Raw genomic sequence first — 24,265 nt, 5'->3', positions numbered from 1 at the left:
TACTTGCCCATCTTGCCCACTTAGGGGCTCATCTACTTGTTTTTCTAAAACCCATCAAAATGAATTTCGATGGAACTATCTAAGTAAACCGTGTTAATACACAAAAAGTTCACACTGGTGCAAAACTCAAATGTAAAAATAAAGTTTACCTACAGACAATACGGTATAAAACCTTGGATAGTATATATAGCCAATGGTCTTTTTACAATTCTTGTTTAGTAAGAGACGTTTGCGAATTAGCCAATGGTATAATATTTAATCCTGACAGAATATTTATTATCCTTTTATGCATACTATTTATAAAAATTGACTTTACACCCCTCTTTCACGTTAAAATGAAAAGAATGTGCTTAAACAGATTCAGAACATAACAATCAGAGTTGTTATCTTAATAGGAGATAAATAGATGGCGGATAAGAAAGCCACGGTCCATATTGATGGTCTTGATCCAATCGAACTTCCAATTTACCAAGGCACTGCTGGCCAAGACGTAATCGACGTACGTACGTTAGGTTCTCATGGTTATTTCACTTACGACCCAGGTTTCATGTCAACGGGTTCATGTGAATCTTCAATCACTTACATCGATGGCGGTAAAGGTGTTCTTTTACACCGTGGTTACCCAATTGAACAATTAGCTGATGAATCAAACTACATCGAGCTTTGCTATTTGTTACTTAATGGTGAGTTACCGACTAAAGAACAATACGATGCGTTTGCACAAGAAATCACGCACAACACAATGCTTGATACTAAAATTGCAAACTTCTTCCAAGGTTTCCGCTTTGATGCTCACCCGATGGCAATGCTATGTGGTGTAGTAGGTGCACTTTCTTCTTTCTACCATGAAGATTTAGACATCACTGATGCAACACAGCGTAAAACGAGCGCGATTAAGTTAGTAGCTAAGTTACCGACAATCGCAGCAATGGCTTACAAATATAACGTTGGTCAACCGTTTGTTTACCCACGCAACGATTTAAGCTTTGCTGAAAACTTCTTACACATGATGTTCTCAGTGCCTGCTGAAGAATACAAAGTGAGCCCAGTTTTAGCTAAAGCAATGGACAAAATCTTCATGCTTCACGCTGACCACGAGCAAAATGCGTCAACGTCTACGGTTCGTTTAGCGGGTTCATCTGGTGCAAACCCTTACGCATGTATCGCTGCTGGTATCGCATCACTGTGGGGTCCTGCACACGGCGGTGCTAACGAAGCATGTCTTAACATGTTAGAAGAAATCGGTTCTGTTGACCGTATCGACGAATACGTTGCTAAAGCGAAAGACAAGTCAGACCCATTCCGTCTTATGGGCTTTGGTCACCGTGTTTACAAAAACTTCGACCCACGTGCGACGGTAATGCGTCAAACATGTCATGAAGTATTAGCAGAGCTAAACATTCAAGATCCATTGCTTGATATCGCAATGAAACTTGAACAAATCGCGCTTGAAGACCCGTACTTCGTAGAGAAGAAACTATACCCTAACGTAGATTTCTACTCTGGTATCATCTTAAAAGCAATCGGTATCCCGACTAGCATGTTCACAGTAATCTTTGCTATGTCTCGTACTGTTGGTTGGATCTCTCACTGGGATGAGATGCTATCTCAACCTGGCCACAAGATCAGCCGCCCACGTCAGTTATACACTGGTGAAACATCACGCGATTACGTACCAACAGACAAGCGTTAATACGATTTCGTGTTTAAAAAAGGCCGCTAAGCGGCCTTTTTTATTGCCCACCACTTGTCTATTTGTGCAAAGTAATTAAAATCGTCGCATTCTTGTTGTTTAGGCTTATCCATGTTTGATTTCGAAACTATACGCGCCGACTTTCCTTTACTCACACAGACAGTAAATGAATACCCATTAGTGTATTTAGACTCAGCAGCTACCTCGCAAAAGCCTCTATCAGTTATCAAAGCATTAGAAAGCTATTACAGTGCTGAAAATGCCAATGTTCATCGCGGTCGTCATTTTCTCAGTGAGCATGCGACACGTCGCTATGAAGATACACGAACAGCAATCGCAGAGTATTTAAATGTACAGCGTACCGAAATTGTTTGGACTAAAGGGGCAACCGAATCACTAAACTTAATTGCAAACGGCCTAACTTCACACCTAAAATCAGGCGATAAAATAGCGATATCAGCGATTGAGCATCACGCTAATATCGTTCCGTGGCAAGAACTTGCAAAAAAAGTAAATGCAGAGCTCATTATTTTGCCCATTACAGCTGATTTAGTCCTGGATAGTAATGAATGTGCTGCATTTATTCGCGAGCATAAACCGAGCGTTGTTGCTGTAACCCATGCTTCGAATACATTAGGAAATATCACTGACTTAGGGCCAATTATCACTGCTTGCAAAGAAGTTAATGCGACTTCTGTTATTGATGGCGCACAGGCGGCGATGCATTTAAGACCCGATTTAAATAAACTCGATTGTGATTTTTATGTTTTCTCTGCACATAAAATGCTGGGCCCAACAGGATTGGGGGGGCTTTATGGTCGTTACTCACGCTTAAATACGCTTGATGTCTATCAAACAGGTGGCGAAATGATTGAGACTGTAAGCTTAACACACAGTACATTTCGTGATGCGCCAGGCAAATTTGAAGCGGGTACGCCACACATTGCAGGCGTAATCGCCTTTGCCGAAGCAATCGCTTATTTAACAGCACTTGATTTCAATGGAATGCGTCAACATGAGCATACAATTTTCAATTATGCGATAAAACAATTATCAACCATTGCGGGGATTACTATTTATTCGCATAAAGAAAATAACATTGGCAATATCAGTTTTAATTATCGTGATGAGCATCCATTTGATTTAGCAACGCTACTGGATGGTTACGGCATAGCTGTTCGTAGTGGCCATCACTGTACCCAACCAATTATGAGCAAATTAGGCATTCCTGGCACTGTAAGAGCGAGCTTCGCACTGTATAATTCACTTGACGATGTTGATGCGTTTATTAAAGCACTCAAGCACTGTATAGAACTATTAGATTAATGTTGGATATATTATGAATTCACCTTTTCACACCGTGACTCAAGACATCGAGAATGCAAATGGCTGGCAACAAAAATATCGTCAAATTATGCTGTTAGGTAAAAAGCTACCGGTCATGCCCGATGTTTTAAAAGTTGATGATGCGCTTGTAAAAGGCTGTGAAAGTAAGGTATGGCTTTATATTGATTTTGACCACTCCGAAAACAGCCTAGTGCTTGCGGGTGATTCTGATACACGTATTGTTAAAGGGTTACTGGCCTTAATTTTGGCCTTATACAATGGTCTAACACCCGAGCAAGCAACTCAAATTAATGCCTATAACGAATTTGAACGACTTGGTCTAATTAGCCATTTAAGCCCATCACGCGGCAACGGCATAAAAGCCATGGTTGATAAAATTCAAACTATGGCTCAGGAAAAGCGCTAAAAAGCGCTATTTTAAACTTCGCTGTTTTTTATCCAGGTATTTTCTAATTGCTTTGGCTGCAACAAAAAAGCCAAAGCTACCCGTTACCATGGTTGCTGAGCCAAAACCGTTGTTACAATCCATGTTCATCGAGCCATCTGCGCCTTGTTTTGCTTGACACACTTCACCGTCGGACGTTGGATACACTAATTGTTCGGTTGAATAAACACAATCAACATTAAATTTTCGCTTAGGGTTGCTACTAAAGTTGTACTGTTTTCTGAGAATATAACGGACTTTTGCAAGCAATGGGTCATGGGTTGTTTTAGCAACATCACCAAAACTAATTTGGCTAGGATCCGTTTGCCCCCCAGCACCACCGGTTGTAATAACAGGTAACTTGACTCGCTTACAATGGGCTATCAGTGCCGCTTTTTCTTTTACTGCGTCAATACAATCAATTACATAATCAAAGCCCTGAATGTGCTCACGAATGTTATCTAGGGTAATAAAGTCATCAATGAAATTGACTTTAATATCTGGATTAATTAATTCACAACGCGCTTTCATCGCGTCTACTTTAGCGTCACCTATCGTGCCAGTTAAAGCATGTATTTGACGATTAACATTCGTTGCGCAAATATCATCTAAGTCAATCAACGTCAATTGACCTACCCCGGTGCGTGCTAATGCTTCAGCAGCCCAGCTTCCGACGCCACCAATACCTATGACACAAAAATGTGCTTGCTGTAACCAATCAAATTGTTGATGGCCATATAAGCGCTTGATACCACCAAAGCGAATGTCTTGTGTTGTTTCTTTCATTTACCAATCCAACGTCCAAGGAGTCAGCCACTCTTTGAATTCGTCTGCGTTAAAAACTTCATTGAGATATGCGCCTGTCGTATGCGCACAGCGATATTCTTTTAGTTGACCTTGATACATAAATTGCAGGGCATATGCATGCAAATTAGTACGCTCATCTGGCGTACCAGCATAAGTAACGTCACCCAATATAGGCGCACCAATACTTTTCATTGCCACTCTTAATTGATGCGTCTTGCCAGAAAAAGGTTTTAATAAGTATGCGCGCAGGCCGGGGCGAATACTTTTTGAATAAAAGCGCGTGATAGCTGGGTTTTCTTGGCTTTTTAGCAACTTAAACGCACCACGGCGACTTTTTTGCATATCGCCTTTGATCCAGCCTTGCTTTTTTTTAGGTTTTTCATCACTCACAGCAAGGTAAAATTTATTCACTTGGTGCGCAGTGAAAAGCGATGTAAATTCTGCTGCTGCCTGCTTGTTTCTGGCTAAAATAATTAACCCAGACGTTACTTTGTCTAGCCGGTGAACAGGAAACAGCTTTTCATTCACTCGTTGCTCTGCAAGTACAACAAACCCTGCACAGTCTTCGCTGTGAAAGCTAACGCCCGCAGGTTTGTAAAAAACAAAAAAGTCATCTTCACTAGCATGAAGATGAACAGCGTGCACATCAGTCATCGCACTCGTTGCTCAAAGCGGCTATTACACGTGTGAGATCGTCGGGTGTATCAACACCGGCTTGAGGTTCACACACAGCTCCTGCAATTTTAATGCTGTAACCGTGGTATAAAACACGTAACTGTTCAAGTGACTCAAGTTGTTCTAAACGCGATTCAGGCAATGCAATATACTGCTGAATGAAGCCAGCACGATACGCATAGATACCAATATGACGCGCATAATCAGCCAGATTTAGCGTGCTGTTATCGTCGTTCATCATTGCATCGCGATGATAAGGAATAGGCGCCCGCGAAAAATACAGTGCGTTTTGCTCAGTATCACTGACAACTTTGACACAATTCGGGTTAAATATATCATCAGAGTCAGTTATTTTAGCACTGAGCGTTGCCATCGGTGCATCAGATTCAGCCAGTAACTTTGCCACCTGACTGACGTTTTCACTGGCCAATAATGGCTCATCACCTTGTACATTGACGACAATCGTGTCACTGGCAAGGTTTAGCTTTTCAACCACTTCGGCAAGTCGTTCTGTGCCCGATTGATGATCTTCACGTGTCATTAATACGTTATCTGTAAAGCCCTTCACAACATCAAACACCGCTTGATGATCGGTGGCAACATACACAGCACTTGCACCTGATGCAGCCGCTTTGTTGTAAACATGCTGGATCATGGGTTTACCACATATATCAGCTAAGGGTTTACCCGGTAAACGGCTAGAAGCATAGCGTGCAGGAATGACAACTACGAATTCCACTTATCAACCTCTTCTTGACTTAATTCACGCGCTTCGTTTTCAAGAAGCACAGGGATATCATCTTTTATTGGGTAAGCTAATTTTGCAGCAGTACTTATAAGCTCTTGATTTTCTTTATCTAAGCGCAACTTACCTTTACATACTGGGCAAGCAATTATTTCAAGTAATTTTGTATCAAAGGCCATGAAGGATCCCTTTTTGTTTTAATAATGAATGTAATTTTTCAATAACAGCGGCAGTCGGCCTTGCATCAACAGGTAGATAATACCAATTAGGTTTAGCAAAACTAAAGCACTTTACTGCGTCTTTTTCAGTCATGAACACGGCATCATTTTCAAAGCCCGAAAAATCAGTCGGTTGATAGTTATAATGGTCTCGAAAATGGTGTGTCGAAAGCAGGTCTATGCCTTGTTGCTTAAGGCTTAACTCAAAGCGTAAAGGATTACCAATTGCACTGATAGCGTGCCCGGTATTTAGCGTATCTGATACGCGTTCAAAAAATGCAACCGATCTAAATTGGCTGGGTACTAAGTCATAGCGGTAGTTTGTCGCCCCACCATTCTCTACCACAAGATCAACTGACTTTAAACGCGCTTTAGTTTCTCTTAGCGGGCCTGCAGGCATCAAAAATCCATTGCCAAACTGGCGTTCACTGTCGACAATACAACACTCAATATCACGCGCCATTTTATAATGCTGCATTCCATCATCTGAAATGATGATATCAATAGCGTGTTCTTGTTGCAGCTTTTCAATACTCGCTTGGCGATTGGGTCCTACCATCACCACGCATCCTAGCCGACGTTGAATAAGTACAGGTTCATCACCCGCTTCACTTGGGGTTGTTTTTTGTGTGACTAACAGCGGATAACTCGAAGACTTACCGCCATATCCACGACTGATTACCGCGACCTTTAAACCCTGCTGTTGTAAGTACTCAGCGAGCCAAATAACAAAGGGGGTTTTACCATTACCACCTACGCTAATATTGCCAACGACAATGATAGGAACATTGGCCTTAAACGCCTTGAGTATTTTGAGCTTATAGAGACTAACTCGTAAGGTTGAAATTAGCCAAAAGATACAGCTCAAAGGTAAAAGCAGCACCGTTAAAAAGCGGGGCTGTTTGTACCAGCTTTGTTCAATCATACTCACTATTGTTCACCAAATTGCATCTTACAAAGCGCAGAGTAAGTACCGTTTTTTTCTAGCAGCTCGTTATGAGTGCCCTTTTCGATTACTTGGCCATTATCGATAACATAAATACAATCACTGTTTTCAATCGTTGATAAACGATGCGCAATCACGATTGATGTCTTCTCTTTCATTAAAGTATCAAGTGCCTGTTGGATCAGTTTCTCTGACTCGGTATCAAGCGCTGAAGTTGCTTCATCAAGAATCAAAATAGGTGCATCTTTTAAGATGGCTCGCGCAATGGCAATACGCTGACGTTGACCACCCGATAACATCACACCATTTTCTCCTACCAGGGTATTTAAACCCTCAGGTAAGTCTTTTACAAACTCCCAAACATGGGCCTGCTTGGCAACAGCAATTAATTCATCTTCAGTCAAACTTCTGTCTAACCCATAACAAATATTGTTCGCTATCGTGTCGCTAAACAACACGACTTGCTGAGAGACCAATGCAAACTGTTTACGAAGATCCGTTAGCTTGTAATCGGCAAGTGACACACCGTCGAGTAATATTTCGCTTTCACCTTCTAATTCATAATAACGAGGTAATAAATTAGAGATTGTAGATTTACCCGAGCCTGAGCGCCCGACCAATGCAATACTTTCACCGGCATCAATGCTGAGTGTTAAGTTTTTAAGAACAGGCTCTTCTTTAGTAGGGTAACAGAATGTCACGTTTTTAATTTCAATGCGGCCTGTTACCTTATCTACTGTATATGTACCTGTGTCTTTTTCGATTTCTTCATCAAGCACTAAAAATATACTTTGTGCAGCCGAAATACCTCGCTGAAGGTCGCTGTTCACATTAGAAAGTTGCTTTAAGGGTCTTAACAACATCATCATAGATGAAATTAATAACACAAAATCACCTGAGCTTATCGTGTCAATCATCGACGGCATCGATACAACCCATAAAATAACCGCCATCGCACTGGCTGCTAATATTTGTATAATCGACACGCTTAAAGCTTTCGTCGCATCCATTTTAATGCGTTGCTGGCGGTTGTGGTTGTTAATTGCAGAAAACTGAGCGATTTCTTGTTGTTGTCCACCAAAACCATGGATCACTTTATGGCCTGACAACATTTGCTCTGAAGTACGGGTAACTTGACCCATTGCTGATTGAATTTTTTTTGAAATCATTCGAAAACGTTTAGATACAAACGCAACAATCACTGCAACGAGAGGAATAATCACTAAGAAAATAAGTGATAATTTCCAGCTGGTATAAAACATATTAAACAATAAAAAAACAACAAAGGCGCCCTCTCTCACCACAATTAATAATGCTTTGGTAATCGCTTGCTGTACTTGTTCTGTATCAAATGTGATCTTTGATATTAAGTCACCATTCGAATTTTTATCATGAAAAGAAACGGGTAAATGTAAAATATGTTCAAATAACTGTTGGCGTAATGTACGCACGACTTGTGAGCCAACATAACTCAAACAATACGATGACATGTAGTTGAACATCCCACGTCCCAATACCAGTGCAACAACGACAAATGGAGCATATGTTAACACCTTCGAATTACGGGCATTTAACCCTTCATCAATGAAAGGTTTCATTAAGTTGATAAACAAGGCGTCCATTGCTGAATAACCAATCATGCCCACGATTGCAAAAAACGCGATTAATTTGTAATCACCGACATAACTCACTAATCGCTTATAGATTTGGGTTGTAGTTTGATCCATAACACTCTCTTATTCATAGACTTCGACTATTGTAGCCTTATGACAGTAAAAACAAAACGCCAATCTTATTCAAACCAGTAACTTTCCTGCTCACGGGCGAATTCTAAACGGTATGACTGAGGGTAAAATTCTATTCTTATGTGTCCATACTCAGCTGTGGTGTATTGTGGTATGTCACGGTCATTGTATCGCTTAACGACATCAGAATGAGGAAACGACCATTGTCCTTGGTAGGCAGATGAATGAAGTACAATCTCAGGATTTACAGCATCGATAAATAGGCCACTTGAAGATGTATTGCTACCATGATGGGGACTGATAAGAATGGTCGCATTTAAATCAACTTCCTGACTCACTAACTGCTGTTCAATGAATTTAGAAATATCGCCAGTCAATAACACGCTATGCTGGGGATTGCTTATTTTTAAAATACAGGAGCGGTCATTATTATTATCATGATTCGAGTCGGCTGTAAGCGAAGTGATATTGAGGTTTTCAAATTTAAAATGCTGAGACAAACATGGCAGTTTGATTCCACTGGGATGAAACTTTTCAAACGTAGCAGTGTAACCTGCTTGTTTCCAACTCGTCAGTCCTCCCGCGTGATCATTATCTTGATGACTTATAATAGTCGCCACAACCTCTAAGTTTTGTTGTCGAATATTTGCAACGAGTACTGAATTTACATAATCATAGCGCGCAAAGTATTGCGGACCTAAATCATACACAATGGCTTTATTATTGGTGCTTACCATCGCCATTAGACCATGTCCTACGTCAAATAAATCTAATTGAAATAAAGGTTTTGGTGTCAGCAACCAGTCAATAATAAAAATAAAGCTCGGGATTATACTAAAGCGTTTACATGGGCTAAACAGCCCAATTAACAAGGTACAATACAAGTACAACAATGATTTAAAACCATTAATCCTCACATCAACCCAACGCCAATCATGAGGCGTTGAAATAATAAACTCAAAGGAGCTGTAAAATACACCATCGAACAGCTTAAAAACGTAACTTGTATCAACAATCAAAGACAACAGCGAATACATTACTAAGAGCGGCATAACCACTAAACTAATCAATGGCACAGCTATCAAATTAACTAAAAGGCCAATGACACTGACTCCGTCGAAAAAATATAACGACAAAGGTAAAAGCCCCACAAAAAGCGCTCCTTGGATCATAAACAGCTGAACACTGTGCTTTATTAAACCGTTTTTTATAGTTAGAGGCTGGTTAATCACTAAAAAAATAATGGCAACAGCAGTAAAACTAAAATAAAAACCAGGATTGAGTAGTGAAAATGGATTCATGACCAACACCACTGATAAAGCAAATAAGATACTTCGCCACTGCAGGGGGTTTTTAGCTAAAAGGTAAATTATTAAGTAACAACCCAACATCACCAACGCTCGGGTTGCAGATACAACAAAATCGCTTAAGTAAACATACAAAAATGCACAACAGAAACCAAACACCACAAAAAGTTTACTAAGTTGCATGCTTTGTTTAATAGCAACCTGAGTACACATAAACACCCATTTGCTGGTATAAAAACCGAGCGTAAATATCAGGCCAATATGTAGTCCCGATATCGCAAGTAAATGACTGAGCCCCAGTTCGCGCAAATGAGTTTTATCGACTGACGAAATTTTACTTCTGTCCCCTGTTAATAAGGCATAGTACATCCATTGTAGTTTCGTACCCGCGGTAATATCACTGATATAAGATTGGTAGTGTGACCTGATCGCAGCGCTACTTGTACTGCTTAAATGATGTGTTTTGCCAACTGTTCTGCCCTTATAAATAATTCGCTCTGTGAACGCAAAGCGCTCACGATTAAAGCTGTCAAAGTTTTTAACAGTTCGAAATGCTTTTAATTTAACTTGGCTTGTTAACAAGCTTCCCACATCTAGTTGCTTTTCAGTCGTAATACTTAGCATCGCTAAAGGGGCTATAAACCGAGGCAGCGAGCAGCCTTGAACATTAATCAAGCGTACTTTGGCATAATAAGGCGATGCAAAAGAGTGAATTGAAATAATCTGTAAATGAGCGTCAATGGGTTTGTCTATTTCTATTTGGCATAAACTGGCTGAGTAAAAAATAAGATAATGAAAGATTACGATAAAAATACCACAAATAAACCCTGACAATACCGACAAAAAAGGCTTAAAATAGAGACTCGCTAAAATGACAGCAAAACTCATTATATAGAACGCCGCAGTGTTCAGTGTGTAAACGGTTATAAAACACCCCAACACAAAGCCACTGCATAACCAAATAGATGTAAATGGTTGCTTTAGATGGCTAAAAAAACGATCCAACGGTTTTTACCCGATCATAACAAGGTAAGAGATCATAAATATTTAAGAATTTTTGGTCGTTTATTACATGACGCCAACTTATGGCACTTAAATAGACGCTCCGCTCGGGGTGCTTTTGCGGTAGGTTTGTTTTTTGCTTTCATCCCTGTTCCTTTTCAAATGGTTTTAGCTGCCGCCTTGGCAATTCCATTACGTGTTAACTTGCCTATTTCTGTTGCAACAGTGTGGATCACTAACCCGTTGACAATGCCTCCTATCTTTTATTGTTCATACATTGTTGGGACTATAGCCCTTGCTCAACCAACTCAACATTTCCATTTTGAGCCAAGTTGGCAATGGTTTATAGATAGCCTCACTACGATTGGACCCGCTTTTTTAGTCGGCTCATTAATTTGTGCTTCAGCGGCATCACTTGTAGGCTATTTTGCGATTGATATGCTTTGGAAGCGCTCAGTGCGAAAAGCGTGGCTACACCGTCATAAATAAAGCAACAACAAAATACTAAAAAACATACCTTTCAGTATAGACAAAAAACCCAGCTTTAAGCTGGGTTTTTTTTGTTAATTATCGCGTAGTTTATTATTTCTTACTGAACACGCGGCGCACTGCAGCAAATGGCAACAGTAAAAACGCAAACCACGGAAAGCTTGCAGATTGGCGTTCATATTGCTCAACTTCTTCCGCCGGGCATTCCTCTACACTGCCACTAATAGGTGTTAGTTTTACAGCTACCGTAACACTTTCGTGTTCAATGTTGCCATCAACATCACGCACTACATTACCAAACGAATCTGTTTTCTCAACCGTTTTAGTCGCAACACCGAAAATTTCGTTATTGTTGTTGATTGATTTCGCTTCAGCTACCTTGTAACCAAAACGTGTTTCACCATCCGCTTCATAACACGGTAATAAATCATTTAAGTTAACAATTTTATCTTCGCCAATGGTGTACATAAAACCTTCACGGCGGCGTGAAGACGAATTAAAAATATCGGTTTCACCTTCACCGACAATAATACCATTATCATTTACATCATTAGCAATTGAGTTTGAGCTTGCAAAATAGTCGCTTGGGAATACAACAGTGTCATTTTGCTTGTCATAATAATAAAACTTTGTTGTTGTTCTACCCTCAATGCGCTTTGAAGCATAGCCAACAATAATGTCATTGTCATTCATCGACAGCACTTGGCCTAATTGCCAATCATCGTCCTGATTGATAAATTCTTTGACTTCTCCGTTTTCGAATATAACAGGCATCGTGGTGCGTCGATCTGTGTCTTTGTATCGCACATCAGACATACCCGCAATTAACCCATTTTTGTTAATCGCATAAGCGCCACTTTTAAAAGCGAACTTTTCATCGTCTTTAGGGGTTAAACCTAAACCGAAAATTTCAGTATTCGTGATGTTGAAATTATTGTCTAATGTCCATTTAACGGCACGTTTATTGTATATTCCATTATTGTTATTTCGTTCAATACTCTCAACACAATCTGAAACAGGCTCGTCTTCACCATCACATCTGTCGTCGATATTTTCTTGGCGATCTTCTGCAATGTCTGTCGACACAGTACCAACAACTTCGTAACCAAGCTCTGTTTTAACAATATCATAAGCAGCACTAAAACCGCCAAATTCATCAAACTCAGGCGTAAGAGGCACTTTTACCCCATCAGCTGAAATCACCACTCCCCGTCTAATAAAATCACGTAAGAAATGTGTCTCCGCTTCGTCTTCATCAGCTTGTGTAAAAGATGTTTTCTCGTATGGGGCACTGCCCCAACCCGCCATAACACCGTCTTCAGCAACCGCACTTAAATAGTTAGATGTTGAACGTGTTAAACCATCATAATCTAATGACTGTTCATCAAAAATAACTTGCTCTGCAGCCCCCTCAGCGCTATAGACAGTGGCAATTGCACTCGCTAATTTTTGATACTCGGAATCCACAGAACGGCTATCACTCGATAAAAAACGGAGCATAAACGAATGCGCATCGGCATTGGTATTTACGGCATCATTATTTTCAATGTCATCAAGTGTAAACGTAATTTCTTTATCAATTAGTTCAAATCTGTCTTTTTCGCTTTCGTAAGCAGACTTAATAGCATTGTCATCAAAATCAATATAAGAAATATCAATTGGTAATCTGTAAACACCATTACTTAAACCAATAACATGACCATTTTCGCTAACGTCTGTTACATAATTCAGTTTTGCGCCATCTAAACCACCAAGCTCTGTTAGCTTATAGGTCGCGCTCATCGCTGAGGTACTTAAGGTGGCTAAAATACTGGCAGCGAGTAGTTTATATTTCATTTTAATCCTTACTACTGATTCTTTAAATCTTCGAGTTCTTCCCAGCGCTCAAATGCGGCTTCAAGCTCAGACTCTAACTGGGCTAAATGGTTCAATGCTTCTGTTGTAATTGCTGCATCTTGCTTAAAAAAGTCCGGATCACTAACCACAAGTTGCTGAGCATCGAGCGCTTTTTCAAGTTGTTCCACTTTACTGGGTAATTCTTCTAATTCAAGTTTTAATTTGTAAGAGAGTTTATTGCTCTTCTTTTGCGTTTTATCATTGCTCACACCAGCAGACTTCTCTGGTTTCACTTGTTGCTGCTTTTGTTTTTGCTGTTCGGCTAAATATGCGGTGTAGGCTTCATAATCGCTGTAACCACCCACAATATCACTTATTTTACCATCACCCTCGAAGGCCCACACGGAGTTACATGTATTATCAATGAACTCACGGTCGTGACTTACAATCAAAACCGTTCCTTGGTATTGGTTAATAATATCTTCCAATAGCTCAAGTGTTTCAATATCTAAATCATTGGTCGGTTCATCCAGAACCAAAATATTCGAAGGCTTTAAAAATAATTTCGCGAGTAATAAACGGTTTTTCTCACCACCTGACAGTGCTTTAACAGGCGTGCGTGCACGAGCTGGCGGAAATAAGAAATCTTGCAAATAACCCAACACATGACGTGAACGACCGCCCATCATCACTTCTTGTTTACCCTCTGCTACGTTATCTTGCACTGTGGCTTCTTCATCCAATTTCTCGCGATATTGGTCAAAATAAGCAAATTCAAGGTTTACACCTTGCTTAACGGTACCTGCATCCGGTTGTAAATCACCAAAAAGAATTTTTAATAATGTTGTTTTACCGATACCGTTAGGACCGACAAGACCAATACGATCACCACGCATAACCAGAGTAGAGAAGTCTTTTGCAATCACTTTATCTTTAAAAGCGTGGGCAATATGCTTCGCTTCAAAGACTAACTTACCAGAGCGCTCTGACGTTTCGATATTGAAGTCTGTTTTACCCACTTGCTCAACACGTTGTTGACGTTCTTTACGAAGCGCTTTTAGCGCACGCACACGTCCTTCATTACGTGTTCTTCGGGCTTTGATCCCTTGACGGATCCACGTTTCTTCTTCTGCTAAACGTTTATCAAAAAGGGCATTCTGTGCTTCTTCTACTTTTAAATCATGTGCTTTTTGCTCTAAGTAGGTGGCATAATCCCCAGGATAAGAGACAAGTTTACCGCGGTCTAAATCAAGAATCCGCGTTGCAACAGCACGTATAAAGGCACGGTCATGAGAAATGAAAACAATGCCGCCTTTAAACTCTTTTAAAAATTGCTCAAGCCAAATAACACTGTTCATATCCAAGTGGTTGGTTGGCTCGTCAAGCAATAACAAATCGGGTTCGCTTACTAAGGCTCGTGCTAAGGCAACTTTACGAAGCCACCCGCCAGATAATGACTCTAATTTAGCTTCAGGTTCGAGCTCTAAACGTGACAAAACCAGTTGAATACGCGTATCAAACCGCCATCCATCCACTGTTTCAAGTTGATTTGATAAACGTTCAAGTTTATTCAGCAACTTGTCATTGCAGTCGGTTTGCATTTGATTACTGACCTGATGATAATCAATTAATAGCTGAGCTATATCTGGCATGCCCTGGGCTACGTAGTCAAATACAGTACCTTGAGCACCTTTTGGTGGATCTTGCTCTAAACGAGAAATGCGGATACCACCTAACTGGTTTATCTCACCATCATCTAGGGTAACTTGCCCATCTAACACTTTTAATAACGTTGATTTACCGGCACCATTGCGCCCTACAATACACACTCGTTCACCTGACTCAATAACCGCATCAGCATCATCAAGTAAAGGATGTGTACCGTAAGCAAGTTGTGCTTTGGCAATTCTGATTAAATCCATCGTGACTACTACTCTTATTCTTAATTATCAGCAATAAATTTTGCTAACTGTAATTCATCAAATGGCCAATATAGTGTTTCACCATTTTCTTTTTTAACAACTGGAATACTCGTTTGATACGCACTGATTAACTGTTCATCATCCATAATATCGTGCGCTACAAAATTTACCTTTGCAGCCACTAATAATTCATCGGCCAATTCACACAAATGACAACCATCTGTGTGATACAAAGTAAACTTAGCCATGAGTAATTAGCCAGCTATTATGAATTTGCTTATTACGCTTAAAGTCTGGAGATAAGGTATTCGCTGAAATATTTTCTGCTTTTAACCCTAAGCCCATCAGACCCACTTCATCAATTGTGAAACCGCGTTTGTTATTAGAGAAAATTAATGTGCCATTTGGACTTAGAATTTTCTTTACCCAAGTCAATAATTTAATATGGTCGCGTTGAACATCAAAAGCATCTTTCATGCGTTTTGAATTCGAAAACGTTGGCGGATCTAAAAAGATAAGATCATATTGGCCCTGCGCATACTCTAACCACTTTAAACAATCTGCTTGTTCAAAACGATAACGAGTATTACTAATACCATTCAGGTCAAAGTTTTCTTGTGCCCATTTTAAATAGGTTTTCGACATATCAATCGTGGTAATCGCTTTTGCACCACCCATTGCAGCATGCACAGATGCACTACCGGTATAAGCGAATAAATTTAGAAAGCGTTTATCTTTCGCATTTTTCTGAATGTAGCGACGAGCCAAGCGGTGGTCAAGGAATAAACCCGTATCTAAATAATCAAACAAATTCACTTTAAACTTAGCGCCAAATTCTTCAACCACTTGGGTGCGATTTTGTTTTGAAACTTTGGTGTATTGCTCTTCGCCTTTTTGTTTTTTGCGAACTTTTACTGCAATATTTTCAGCGGCTATATCTAATTGCTCAGCGGTTAAACTTATGACATCTTGCAAACGTTTTTGCGCTGTACTATCATCAATTTCTTTCGGGGCGGCGTATTCGAAAATAACCGCGGCGTTATCATATACATCAACAGCGACGTTGTATTCAGGAATATCTGCATCGTAAACACGATAGCAACTTACTTCGTTTTGTTTTAGCCAATTTTTTAGGTTCTGCTTGTTTTTCTTTAAACGATTAGCAAATGCTGTTGAGCCTTCATAGTTAAGTGCAGGTTTATCTTCTTTACTTAATTCAACTTGTTTATCGTCCAGTTGATAGAGATTAAGCACGACATCTAATGGGCCATTTTTAAACTTATAGCGTTTGAGTTTTACTAACTTCAATAATTTAAATAAGCTTTCATCTGTGCCTAATAAAGCTAACTTCCAATGATTAAAGTGCTTTTTAAAGCCCACGCCTAAACTACGATGCAAGTTAACCAGCTCAGCCATTGAGCCGAGTCGCTCGCCATAAGGTAAGTTCGAAATCACAACACCGGGCAACTTAGCAACACTAGTCAGTTTTGTAGCATCACTTTGCTTGAACTTGATCACGCTTGCAAGGTCTGCTCGCTCAGCATTTTCTTGTGCTTTTGCAATAACAGAGGCATCAATATCATGACCAATTAACCACAATTTAGGCTCTGTAATTTGTGCCATTAATTCTGCTTTTAATTCTTTATACTTTTGAATTCGAAAACTAGGTAAGCGCTCAAATGCAAAGCCTTCGCGGAATAAACCAGGTGCTTCGTTTCGTGCCATACTAGCCGCTTCAATCAAAATAGTACCAGAGCCACAACATGGATCGAATAATGGTTGTTGAACATTTTCAAGCCAGCCACTGCGTTTTACAAGTGCAGCTGCTAAGTGTTCTTTTATGGGGGCTTTGCCTTGATCTTGACGATATCCACGTTCAGACAAACGAGGACCAGAATAATCAATATACAACGCCACACCATGACGGTTTAATCGTGCAACAACACGCACATTAGCATTGTATTTATCAACATTTGGACGCTGTTCGAACAAGTCAGCAAAGTAATCAACAATTGCATCTTTTATTACTAAACCAGAAAACTGCGTGTTTTTTAAGTAATCATTCGTACCCGTAAAATCAACAGCGAATGTCTGTTTTGGCCCAAACCATTCTTGCCATGGCTGCAATCGTGCAAAATTATACAGGCTATCTTTGTCTTTAACGCCTTCTTTCTCTTCTATCAACATTAGAATTCGCGTCGCAAACCGACTCGATAAACAAATTTTTTGTGCTAATAAGCTGTCAGCTTCAAAACGGACAGAACCAACAGTTTGCTTTGAGACTTCTGCGCCAAGCTCTGTTAACTCTTCAACAAGTAAATTTTCGATTCCGATAGAAGTAAGTGCGATAAATTGCAAAGTAAAAACCCTTAAATGCTAATTGCGCAGGATTATAGCATAGCTTAGCGAACAAAAACGCCATCATTTAAAGGGATATTAAGCAGATTTAAACTGTTTTTGTTGGATATAAACAGGAAAGATACGATTGTTTAGCACTTTGATAGCTTCAAATTGCTGCAACGATAGATTTTCATCTAACTGAAAGTGCTCACTTAAGTTAATACACACAGACGCATCGCTGCAATGATCAACAATTAAAAACTCACCTTCTTGGGCGTGTGAGCAAAGTTTAACAACCGCTTCAACACTTGGTTCACTGCCATGGTACTCATGAAAAAACCAACTTTTAGCAAGCACTGGTTTTAAATGAAATTTAACCGCAGTCGCGTTCAAAGCAATTTGGCAAAGTTGCGCAGGGCTCCAGAGCGAGAATGTCTCAAGATATTGATAGACTTGTTGGTAAAAATCAGCGTCTTCGAGGCTAAAATTTGGTTCACACAAGACAGCATCAGTGAGCTGACGAAGTTTGTAAGGCGTGCATAGCTGCATATTTTGGTCAAGGTCAACCAAAAGACGATTATTTTTAGAACAAGCAAGCCATTTCCATTGCTTTGATGCTTGTAACATGACTCCTCCCTCTACTAAAAATAAAAAATTCCTGCATACTTAGCACATAAGTATAACTAAAGCAGACCATTAATAAAATGATTTTTTAGAACATTTTATTAATGATCAATTGCTTAGATAACTGATCCTTATAAGCCTTTTAGGATCGTTTTTACCAATTCTGGGCCTTTATAAATGAAACCCGTGTAAACTTGAACGAGGTCTGCACCGGCAGCAAACTTCTCTTTTGCTGATTCTGCATCATCAATTCCACCAACACCAATAATAGGTAACTTACCCTCAGTTAGACGCTTTATCTCACTAACGACGTGGGTTGAGCGAGCACGTACAGGTTGCCCCGATAAGCCCCCAGCTTCATCTGCATACTGTTGTCCTTGAACTGCTGCACGTTCAAGTGTGGTATTTGTCGCAATAACACCATCGATCTTATTATTGATCAATGAGTCACTGACTTGTGAAATCTGTACTGCATCAAGATCAGGCGCTATTTTGACAAGCATTGGCACGTGCTTATTATGTTTTGCAGCCAAATCCAACTGTTCATTTTTCAGGCTTTGTAATAAATCATCTAGCGCTTCACCGTACTGTAAATCACGCAATCCTGGCGTATTTGGCGAAGAGATATTGACCGTAATGTACGATGCATATTCGAATACTTTGCGCATACAGTGGATATAGTCGTCTTTACCCTGCTCGTTAGGTGTGTCTTTATTTTTGCCAATATTGATACCTAGAATGCCATCATACTTTGCAGCTTTAACATTATTAACAAGGTTATCGACTCCTTTATTATTAAAGCCCATACGATTAATGATCGCATTTGATTGAGGTAAGCGGAAAATACGTGGTTTGTCATTACCGGCTTGTGGACGAGGTGTCACTGTACCGACTTCAACAAAACCAAATCCCATTTGTGAAAAAGCATCAATACACTCGGCATTTTTATCTAGCCCAGCTGCAAGACCCACCGGATTTTTGAATTCTAAGCCAAGAAAATTAACAGGTTTATTAGGGACTGTTTGTGACCATGCTGCACTCAATGGAGTATGCGCAAATCGACGTAAATTATTAAGTGCAAATTCATGAGCCCACTCCGCATCACGGGTAAACATAAAACGGCGAGCTAGATCATAAAACATGGTTTGTTCCTTAAGTAAAATAAACAGTGTAGCTTTATTAAAACGGTACATTGCAAATTAAGGGCAAAAAAATACCCCAGCGAGCTGGGGTATGTATTTTAACGACTTTTCATTTATTTGGAAGTGTCACAGTTGTGGCTTAGCAACATTAGTTCACGAAGTGCCACTGAGAACTTCGCAAAATCATGGCTTTGCGATGTCTTAAACTCAGATAACATCTGTTTCCAACGTTGTAATAACAACTCTTGATTATCCATCCACTCGTCAATTTGTGCGTCTACATCTTTGTTGTCACCAACAAAGCTATTTAACACAACCGCTGACAATGTGCGTTGTTGCCAGTCAAGCTCTTCTCGGTATGATGCACGAGCAAGTGCTTGCCAATGGTTTGCAACAGGTTGATTGGTAATTTGGTCTAAGAACCAATGTAACCCCATACGTGCACCCAGCTTGAAGTAAGTGTTAGACACCATGTCGATACTGCAATTTGAGTTATTAGCAATTTCAGCTAAGTCCATTACAGAGAATAAGCTTGAAAGTGAGACAATGCGCGTAGCCAGTGCTTTTGGCACATTGTTATCAATCAATTTATCTGCTGCTTTAACTAAGCGTTCGCTTTCTTTCTCAACCATGTAGCTGTTTAAGTTTTCGCTTAAATCGGCGAATGTGGGTGAGAAGAACTCAATTGCTTGTTCAATCGTTTGTGCTTTATTACGGTGACGTAAGAACCAACGTGTTGCACGACGTACAGTACGGCGTAATTGATACAGCATTTCTGTCTGAACTGCCGCTGGTATCTTATTATCAAGCGCCACAATTGATGACCACGTATCTGTCATCTGGAACACTTCTTTAGCGATTGAATAACACAGTGCTATTTCAGCTTCGTTTGCACCGGTTTCTTCATTCATACGAACCATGAAGTTAAGGCCCATATCATTTACGATATTATTGGCAAGTTTAGTTGCAATAATCTCTTTACGAAGAGGGTGGTTATCCATTGCGTCGTTAAACTTCTCGCGAAGTGGCACTGGGAATGAATTAACTAACAACTGACGGTAATAAGGGTTTTCTGTGATCTCTTCAACAACAAGAGACTCTTTAAGAACCATTTTCGCGTATGAAACAAGCACAGACAGCTCAGGACGAGTTAAGTCTTTACCTGCGGCTGCGCGCTCAGCTAATTCTTCATCTGTTGGGATGAACTCAATCGCACGATTTAACTTGCCATCTTTTTCAAGTGCATGAATAAAGCGTACTTTTTCTTTAAGTGTTGACGTACCTTTAGACTGAGTAATAGACAGTGTATGCGTTTGACGGTAACAATCTTTAATGACTAGTTGTGACACTTCATCGGTCATTGAATACAGTAACTCATCACGTTGTTTACGTGTTAAGTCACCTTCTGCCACTAAACCATTTAATAAGATTTTGATGTTAACTTCGTTATCCGAACAGGCAACACCGCCCACGTTATCAATAAAGTCAGTATTTACACGACCACCTTTGGCAGCAAATTCGATACGACCCAGTTGCGTCGCACCTAAGTTACCACCCTCACCTAAGATTTTCGCACCAAGTTCAGCACCATTAATACGTAATGCATCATTCGCGCGGTCGCCCACATCTGCATCTGTTTCTTTAGAGTTCTTAATGTAAGTACCGATACCACCATTCCACAGTAAATCAAACTCCATCATTAAGGCAGCTTTGATTAACTCATTAGGTGTCATGCTCGCTTTCTTGGTGCCAAGCATTTTCTTCATTTCAGGGCTTAAGCTAATTGATTTAGCGGCACGAGAGAAAACGCCACCCCCTTGTGAAATAAGATCTTTATTGTAATCTTCCCACGAAGAACGTGGTAGATTGAATAAACGCTCACGTTCTGGATATGACGTCGCTGCATCAGGGTTAGGATCAACAAAGATGTGCATGTGGTTAAACGCCACTTGCAGTCGAATGTGCTTAGAAAGCAACATACCATTACCAAATACGTCACCCGCCATGTCACCTATGGCCACCACAGTGAAATCTGTTGTTTGACAGTCGATATCCATTTCGCGGAAATGACGTTTAACAGATTCCCACGCACCTTTTGCAGTGATACCCATTTTCTTATGGTCATAACCCACTGAACCACCTGATGCGAAAGCATCACCTAGCCAGAAGTTATACTCGTTAGCAATGCCATTTGCGATATCAGAGAATGTAGCAGTACCTTTATCGGCAGCAACAACAAGATATGGGTCGTCTTCATCATGACGGACAACATCAACAGGCGGAACAATTTCGCCACGCTCAATGTTATCTGTAATGTCTAATAAACCACGGATAAAGATTTTGTAGCACTCTTGGCCTTCTTTAAAAAATGCTTCACGGTCTGTTGGAAGTTGCTTACAAACGAAACCACCTTTCGAGCCTACTGGCACAATAACTGTATTCTTAACTTGTTGTGCTTTAACAAGACCCAATACTTCAGTACGGAAATCTTCACGACGGTCTGACCAACGCAGACCACCACGCGCAACTTTGCCACCGCGTAAATGCACACCTTCAACACGCGGCGAGTAAACGAAAATCTCGAACGCTGGAAGCGGTAGTGGCATTTCAGGGATCATAGAAGGCTGTACTTTGAACGATACATATGACTTAAATTGGCCATCAGCTTCTTTTTGGAAGAAGTTAGTTCTCAGTGTCGCGTTAATCATATCAACGTATAAACGAATGATACGGTCATCATCTAGGTTAGCAACGTTTTCAAGCTCAAGGTAAATTTGACTAATCAGTTTCTCAAGCGTCTTTTCGCTACCAGGGTTCTTAACAGAGAACTTCTTAGTAAATAAATTAACGATTTGCGATGCAATATGCGGGTAATTAGCAAAAGTACTTTCAATGTAAGTTTGCGAGAACGTTACACCAATTTGACGCATATATTTCGCGTAAGCACGTAAAATTGATGCTTCACGGCCTGTTAAGCCACCCATTAATACTAAACGGTTGAAGCCGTCGTTTTCTAAACGATTGTTCCAAACATTTGTTAATGCAGCACGGAATCGAGCTGACACTTTATCAAAGTCAGCGATACCCTTGTTGTCAATTAGCATGGTGAAGTCCATGATCCAATTAACGTTACCATCAGTTGTTTTTACTGAGTAAGGCGTTTCACCTACAACGCGAAGTCCAAAGTTTTCTAACATTGGCATGACGTCAGATAAATGAATAGGCTCATCCTTATGGAACAAGCTTAAGCGTACAACATTGGTATTCGCTTCTTCTTGCGGACGGTAGAACAACATTTCTAATTTGTTTTCGTCGCTAAGAAGCTCAAGCTTTTCAATATCAACAACTGCAGCGCTTGGAAGAACTTGATCTTTATACGCACTTGCAAAAGCTTGCGCATATTTACGGTTTAATTCTTTACCGCGTGCTTCACCTGCACTTTCAAGTAATGCAGATTGTAATCTATCTTCCCAAGTACGGGCCGCTTCAATTAGGTTATTTTCGATGTCTTTCACGTTATATTCAATATTATTGTCAGTCACACGCACCGTGTAGTGTGTACGGGCTAATGTCGACTCAGAGAAGAAAGTAGTAAATTCGACTTTTTCGTCAGAATTAAATGCATTCGCTAAAATACTTTGTGTTTCACGGCGAAGTGCGGTGTTGTAACGCTCGCGCGGTACATAAACCATACACGAGAAGAAACGACCGTATGCGTCTTTACGAACAAAAATGCGACACATATCACGCTCTTGTACTTGTAACACGCCCATTGCAACTTCTAGCAGCTCGGTTTCACGTGCTTGTACAAGCTCATCACGCGGGTACGTTTCTAAAATATTTAACACGGCTTTGTATGCATGCGTACCTTTCGCAAAATCACACATTTCCATAATGCGGTTGATTTTACTTTTTAGTACTGGCACATCAGCGGCGCTGTTGTTATAAAAACTTGATGAGAATAAACCGATAAAACGGTCTTCACCAACCACGTTACCTTTGTCATCGAAACGTTTAATGCCTACATAATCGATGTATGCAGGACGATGAACGCGAGACACTGAGTTCGTCTTTGTTAAGATGAGTAAGTTATTGCTACGCGCTTCTTGACGCGCCACTTCAGGTAACTCAGATAAAAGACGGCTGTGCTCTTCGTCTGAGTTTTTCATCAAACCTAAGCTAGTACCTTTTTTACCTTTTAACTGATAGTCGCCTTGAACTGGCGAAAGCTCGTATTCACGGTATCCCATTAGAGTGAAATTATCTTTCGCTAACCAGTCTAAAAACTCAACCGTTTCAGAAACTTCACTTTCTTTATTATTATGGTGACGCTTCGGTAAGTCTTTCGTTACAGCAATTAGTTTTTCACGAATTGGCTGCCAATCTTCTACAGCAACAGAAACATCAACAAGCACAGATTCAAGCTCTTTCTTAAACGATTCAATCACTTTTGCGTCTGTTTGACGATCAATTTCGATAAAGAATACCGTTTTTGTAGACGTTGATTCTTGCTCTGCTTTTAAGCTAGAAATACCCGTGATTTTTGCGTTTTTATCACGTTGAATTTTAAGCGGAGAGTGAAGTAGCAAGTGAGAAGCGATGTTTTCGCGGGTCATGGCCATGCGCACAGAATCAACTAAGAAAGGCATATCTTTAGCGATAATTTCTACAATTGTGTGCGATGACTGCCAGCCATCTTTTGCTACTTCAGGATTGAAGACACGGACAACCGCGTCATCAGAATTATTTTTTTCTAGCGAGTTCCATAGGCTTAGTGCAGCGCCATATAAGTCACTATCGTTGCGATGTGCCAAATCCTCTTTAGACATATTGCTGTACAAGGCTTTGGCGAATTTCTCAACGAGTAACACATTATCAGCGTGAACTTTTTTCTGGATCAGCTTACAGACATTATCTAAGATAACCGAGGCTTGCCCTTCATTTCGTGTCATTGTATGTTCCTTAATCTATACTACTTATTGATTAGTAGAATATTTGTACAG

At 40.2% G+C, this 24,265-nt stretch carries 18 protein-coding genes; 4 read left to right on the top strand and 14 right to left on the bottom strand.

The window, feature by feature from the left end; genetic code table 11:
• Positions 1 to 406 precede the first annotated feature (406 nt).
• From JIG41_RS12690 to JIG41_RS12680, 3 genes are all read left to right on the top strand, one after another.
• Positions 407 to 1,693 (top strand): citrate synthase, encoded by a 1,287-nt coding sequence (locus JIG41_RS12690; protein ID WP_036968634.1) that lies wholly within the window; start codon positions 407 to 409, stop codon positions 1,691 to 1,693.
• Between the two features lie 111 nt (positions 1,694 to 1,804).
• Positions 1,805 to 3,019, top strand: coding sequence for an aminotransferase class V-fold PLP-dependent enzyme (locus JIG41_RS12685; RefSeq protein ID WP_199524860.1), 1,215 nt, complete (start codon positions 1,805 to 1,807; stop codon positions 3,017 to 3,019).
• A 13-nt stretch (positions 3,020 to 3,032) separates the two neighbouring features.
• Positions 3,033 to 3,446: a SufE family protein gene (locus JIG41_RS12680; protein ID WP_074988256.1), complete on the top strand. Its 414-nt coding sequence runs from the start codon at positions 3,033 to 3,035 to the stop codon at positions 3,444 to 3,446.
• A gap of 6 nt (positions 3,447 to 3,452) precedes the next feature.
• Here the strand turns inward: JIG41_RS12680 and tcdA are convergent, their stop codons facing one another.
• From tcdA to JIG41_RS12645, 7 genes are all read right to left on the bottom strand, one after another.
• A complete protein-coding gene (gene tcdA, locus JIG41_RS12675; protein ID WP_199524859.1) occupies positions 3,453 to 4,250 on the bottom strand; it encodes a tRNA cyclic N6-threonylcarbamoyladenosine(37) synthase TcdA in 798 nt (265 codons plus the stop codon).
• Positions 4,251 to 4,925 carry a TIGR01621 family pseudouridine synthase gene (locus JIG41_RS12670; RefSeq protein WP_065979880.1) on the bottom strand — a complete coding sequence of 225 codons (675 nt, stop codon included), beginning with the start codon at positions 4,923 to 4,925 and terminating at the stop codon, positions 4,251 to 4,253.
• Positions 4,918 to 5,685, bottom strand: a complete 768-nt coding sequence (gene kdsB, locus JIG41_RS12665) for a 3-deoxy-manno-octulosonate cytidylyltransferase (protein ID WP_182396312.1) — start codon at positions 5,683 to 5,685, stop codon at positions 4,918 to 4,920. Before kdsB ends, JIG41_RS12670 begins: the two co-directional genes overlap by 8 nt.
• Complete coding sequence (locus tag JIG41_RS12660; RefSeq protein WP_036968654.1) at positions 5,673 to 5,870, bottom strand: Trm112 family protein; 198 nt, start codon at positions 5,868 to 5,870, stop codon at positions 5,673 to 5,675. Before JIG41_RS12660 ends, kdsB begins: the two co-directional genes overlap by 13 nt.
• Positions 5,860 to 6,840, bottom strand: coding sequence for a tetraacyldisaccharide 4'-kinase (gene lpxK / locus JIG41_RS12655; protein ID WP_199524858.1), 981 nt, complete (start codon positions 6,838 to 6,840; stop codon positions 5,860 to 5,862). The genes JIG41_RS12660 and lpxK overlap by 11 nt, the downstream gene beginning before the upstream one ends.
• On the bottom strand, positions 6,840 to 8,582 hold the full coding sequence (gene msbA / locus JIG41_RS12650; RefSeq protein ID WP_065979878.1) for a lipid A export permease/ATP-binding protein MsbA: 1,743 nt from the start codon (positions 8,580 to 8,582) through the stop codon (positions 6,840 to 6,842). Before msbA ends, lpxK begins: the two co-directional genes overlap by 1 nt.
• 65 nt (positions 8,583 to 8,647) lie before the next feature.
• Positions 8,648 to 10,795 (bottom strand): DNA internalization-related competence protein ComEC/Rec2, encoded by a 2,148-nt coding sequence (locus JIG41_RS12645; RefSeq protein ID WP_199524857.1) that lies wholly within the window; start codon positions 10,793 to 10,795, stop codon positions 8,648 to 8,650.
• Between the two features lie 96 nt (positions 10,796 to 10,891).
• Here JIG41_RS12645 and JIG41_RS12640 point away from each other — a divergent pair, with 96 nt between their 5' ends.
• Positions 10,892 to 11,398, top strand: coding sequence for a DUF2062 domain-containing protein (locus tag JIG41_RS12640; RefSeq protein WP_065979876.1), 507 nt, complete (start codon positions 10,892 to 10,894; stop codon positions 11,396 to 11,398).
• Between the two features lie 93 nt (positions 11,399 to 11,491).
• Here JIG41_RS12640 and JIG41_RS12635 read toward each other — a convergent pair whose 3' ends face one another.
• From JIG41_RS12635 to JIG41_RS12605, 7 genes are all read right to left on the bottom strand, one after another.
• Positions 11,492 to 13,234, bottom strand: coding sequence for a DUF3466 family protein (locus JIG41_RS12635; protein ID WP_199524856.1), 1,743 nt, complete (start codon positions 13,232 to 13,234; stop codon positions 11,492 to 11,494).
• A gap of 11 nt (positions 13,235 to 13,245) precedes the next feature.
• Positions 13,246 to 15,156 (bottom strand): ABC transporter ATP-binding protein, encoded by a 1,911-nt coding sequence (locus JIG41_RS12630; RefSeq protein WP_199524855.1) that lies wholly within the window; start codon positions 15,154 to 15,156, stop codon positions 13,246 to 13,248.
• A gap of 20 nt (positions 15,157 to 15,176) precedes the next feature.
• The gene (locus tag JIG41_RS12625) at positions 15,177 to 15,404 is read right to left on the bottom strand and encodes a glutaredoxin family protein (protein ID WP_036968675.1); all 228 of its coding nucleotides are present in this window, start codon (positions 15,402 to 15,404) and stop codon (positions 15,177 to 15,179) included.
• A complete protein-coding gene (rlmKL, locus tag JIG41_RS12620) occupies positions 15,397 to 17,514 on the bottom strand; it encodes a bifunctional 23S rRNA (guanine(2069)-N(7))-methyltransferase RlmK/23S rRNA (guanine(2445)-N(2))-methyltransferase RlmL (RefSeq protein ID WP_199524854.1) in 2,118 nt (705 codons plus the stop codon). Before rlmKL ends, JIG41_RS12625 begins: the two co-directional genes overlap by 8 nt.
• A 78-nt stretch (positions 17,515 to 17,592) precedes the next feature.
• Positions 17,593 to 18,123 carry a cell division protein ZapC domain-containing protein gene (locus tag JIG41_RS12615; protein WP_036968679.1) on the bottom strand — a complete coding sequence of 177 codons (531 nt, stop codon included), beginning with the start codon at positions 18,121 to 18,123 and terminating at the stop codon, positions 17,593 to 17,595.
• A gap of 128 nt (positions 18,124 to 18,251) precedes the next feature.
• Entirely contained in the window at positions 18,252 to 19,262 is a 1,011-nt protein-coding gene (gene pyrD, locus JIG41_RS12610) for a quinone-dependent dihydroorotate dehydrogenase (RefSeq protein ID WP_065979872.1), read from the bottom strand.
• A gap of 113 nt (positions 19,263 to 19,375) precedes the next feature.
• Positions 19,376 to 24,214, bottom strand: coding sequence for an NAD-glutamate dehydrogenase (locus JIG41_RS12605; protein WP_036968686.1), 4,839 nt, complete (start codon positions 24,212 to 24,214; stop codon positions 19,376 to 19,378).
• Between the last annotated feature and the right edge of the window lie 51 nt (positions 24,215 to 24,265).

The organism is Pseudoalteromonas sp. bablab_jr011 (assembly GCF_016464045.1).
GTDB classification, from domain to species: Bacteria; Pseudomonadota; Gammaproteobacteria; order Enterobacterales; family Alteromonadaceae; genus Pseudoalteromonas; species Pseudoalteromonas lipolytica.
Note: the sequence above shows the minus strand (reverse complement) of the source record. Positions and strands in the feature narration are given on the sequence as shown.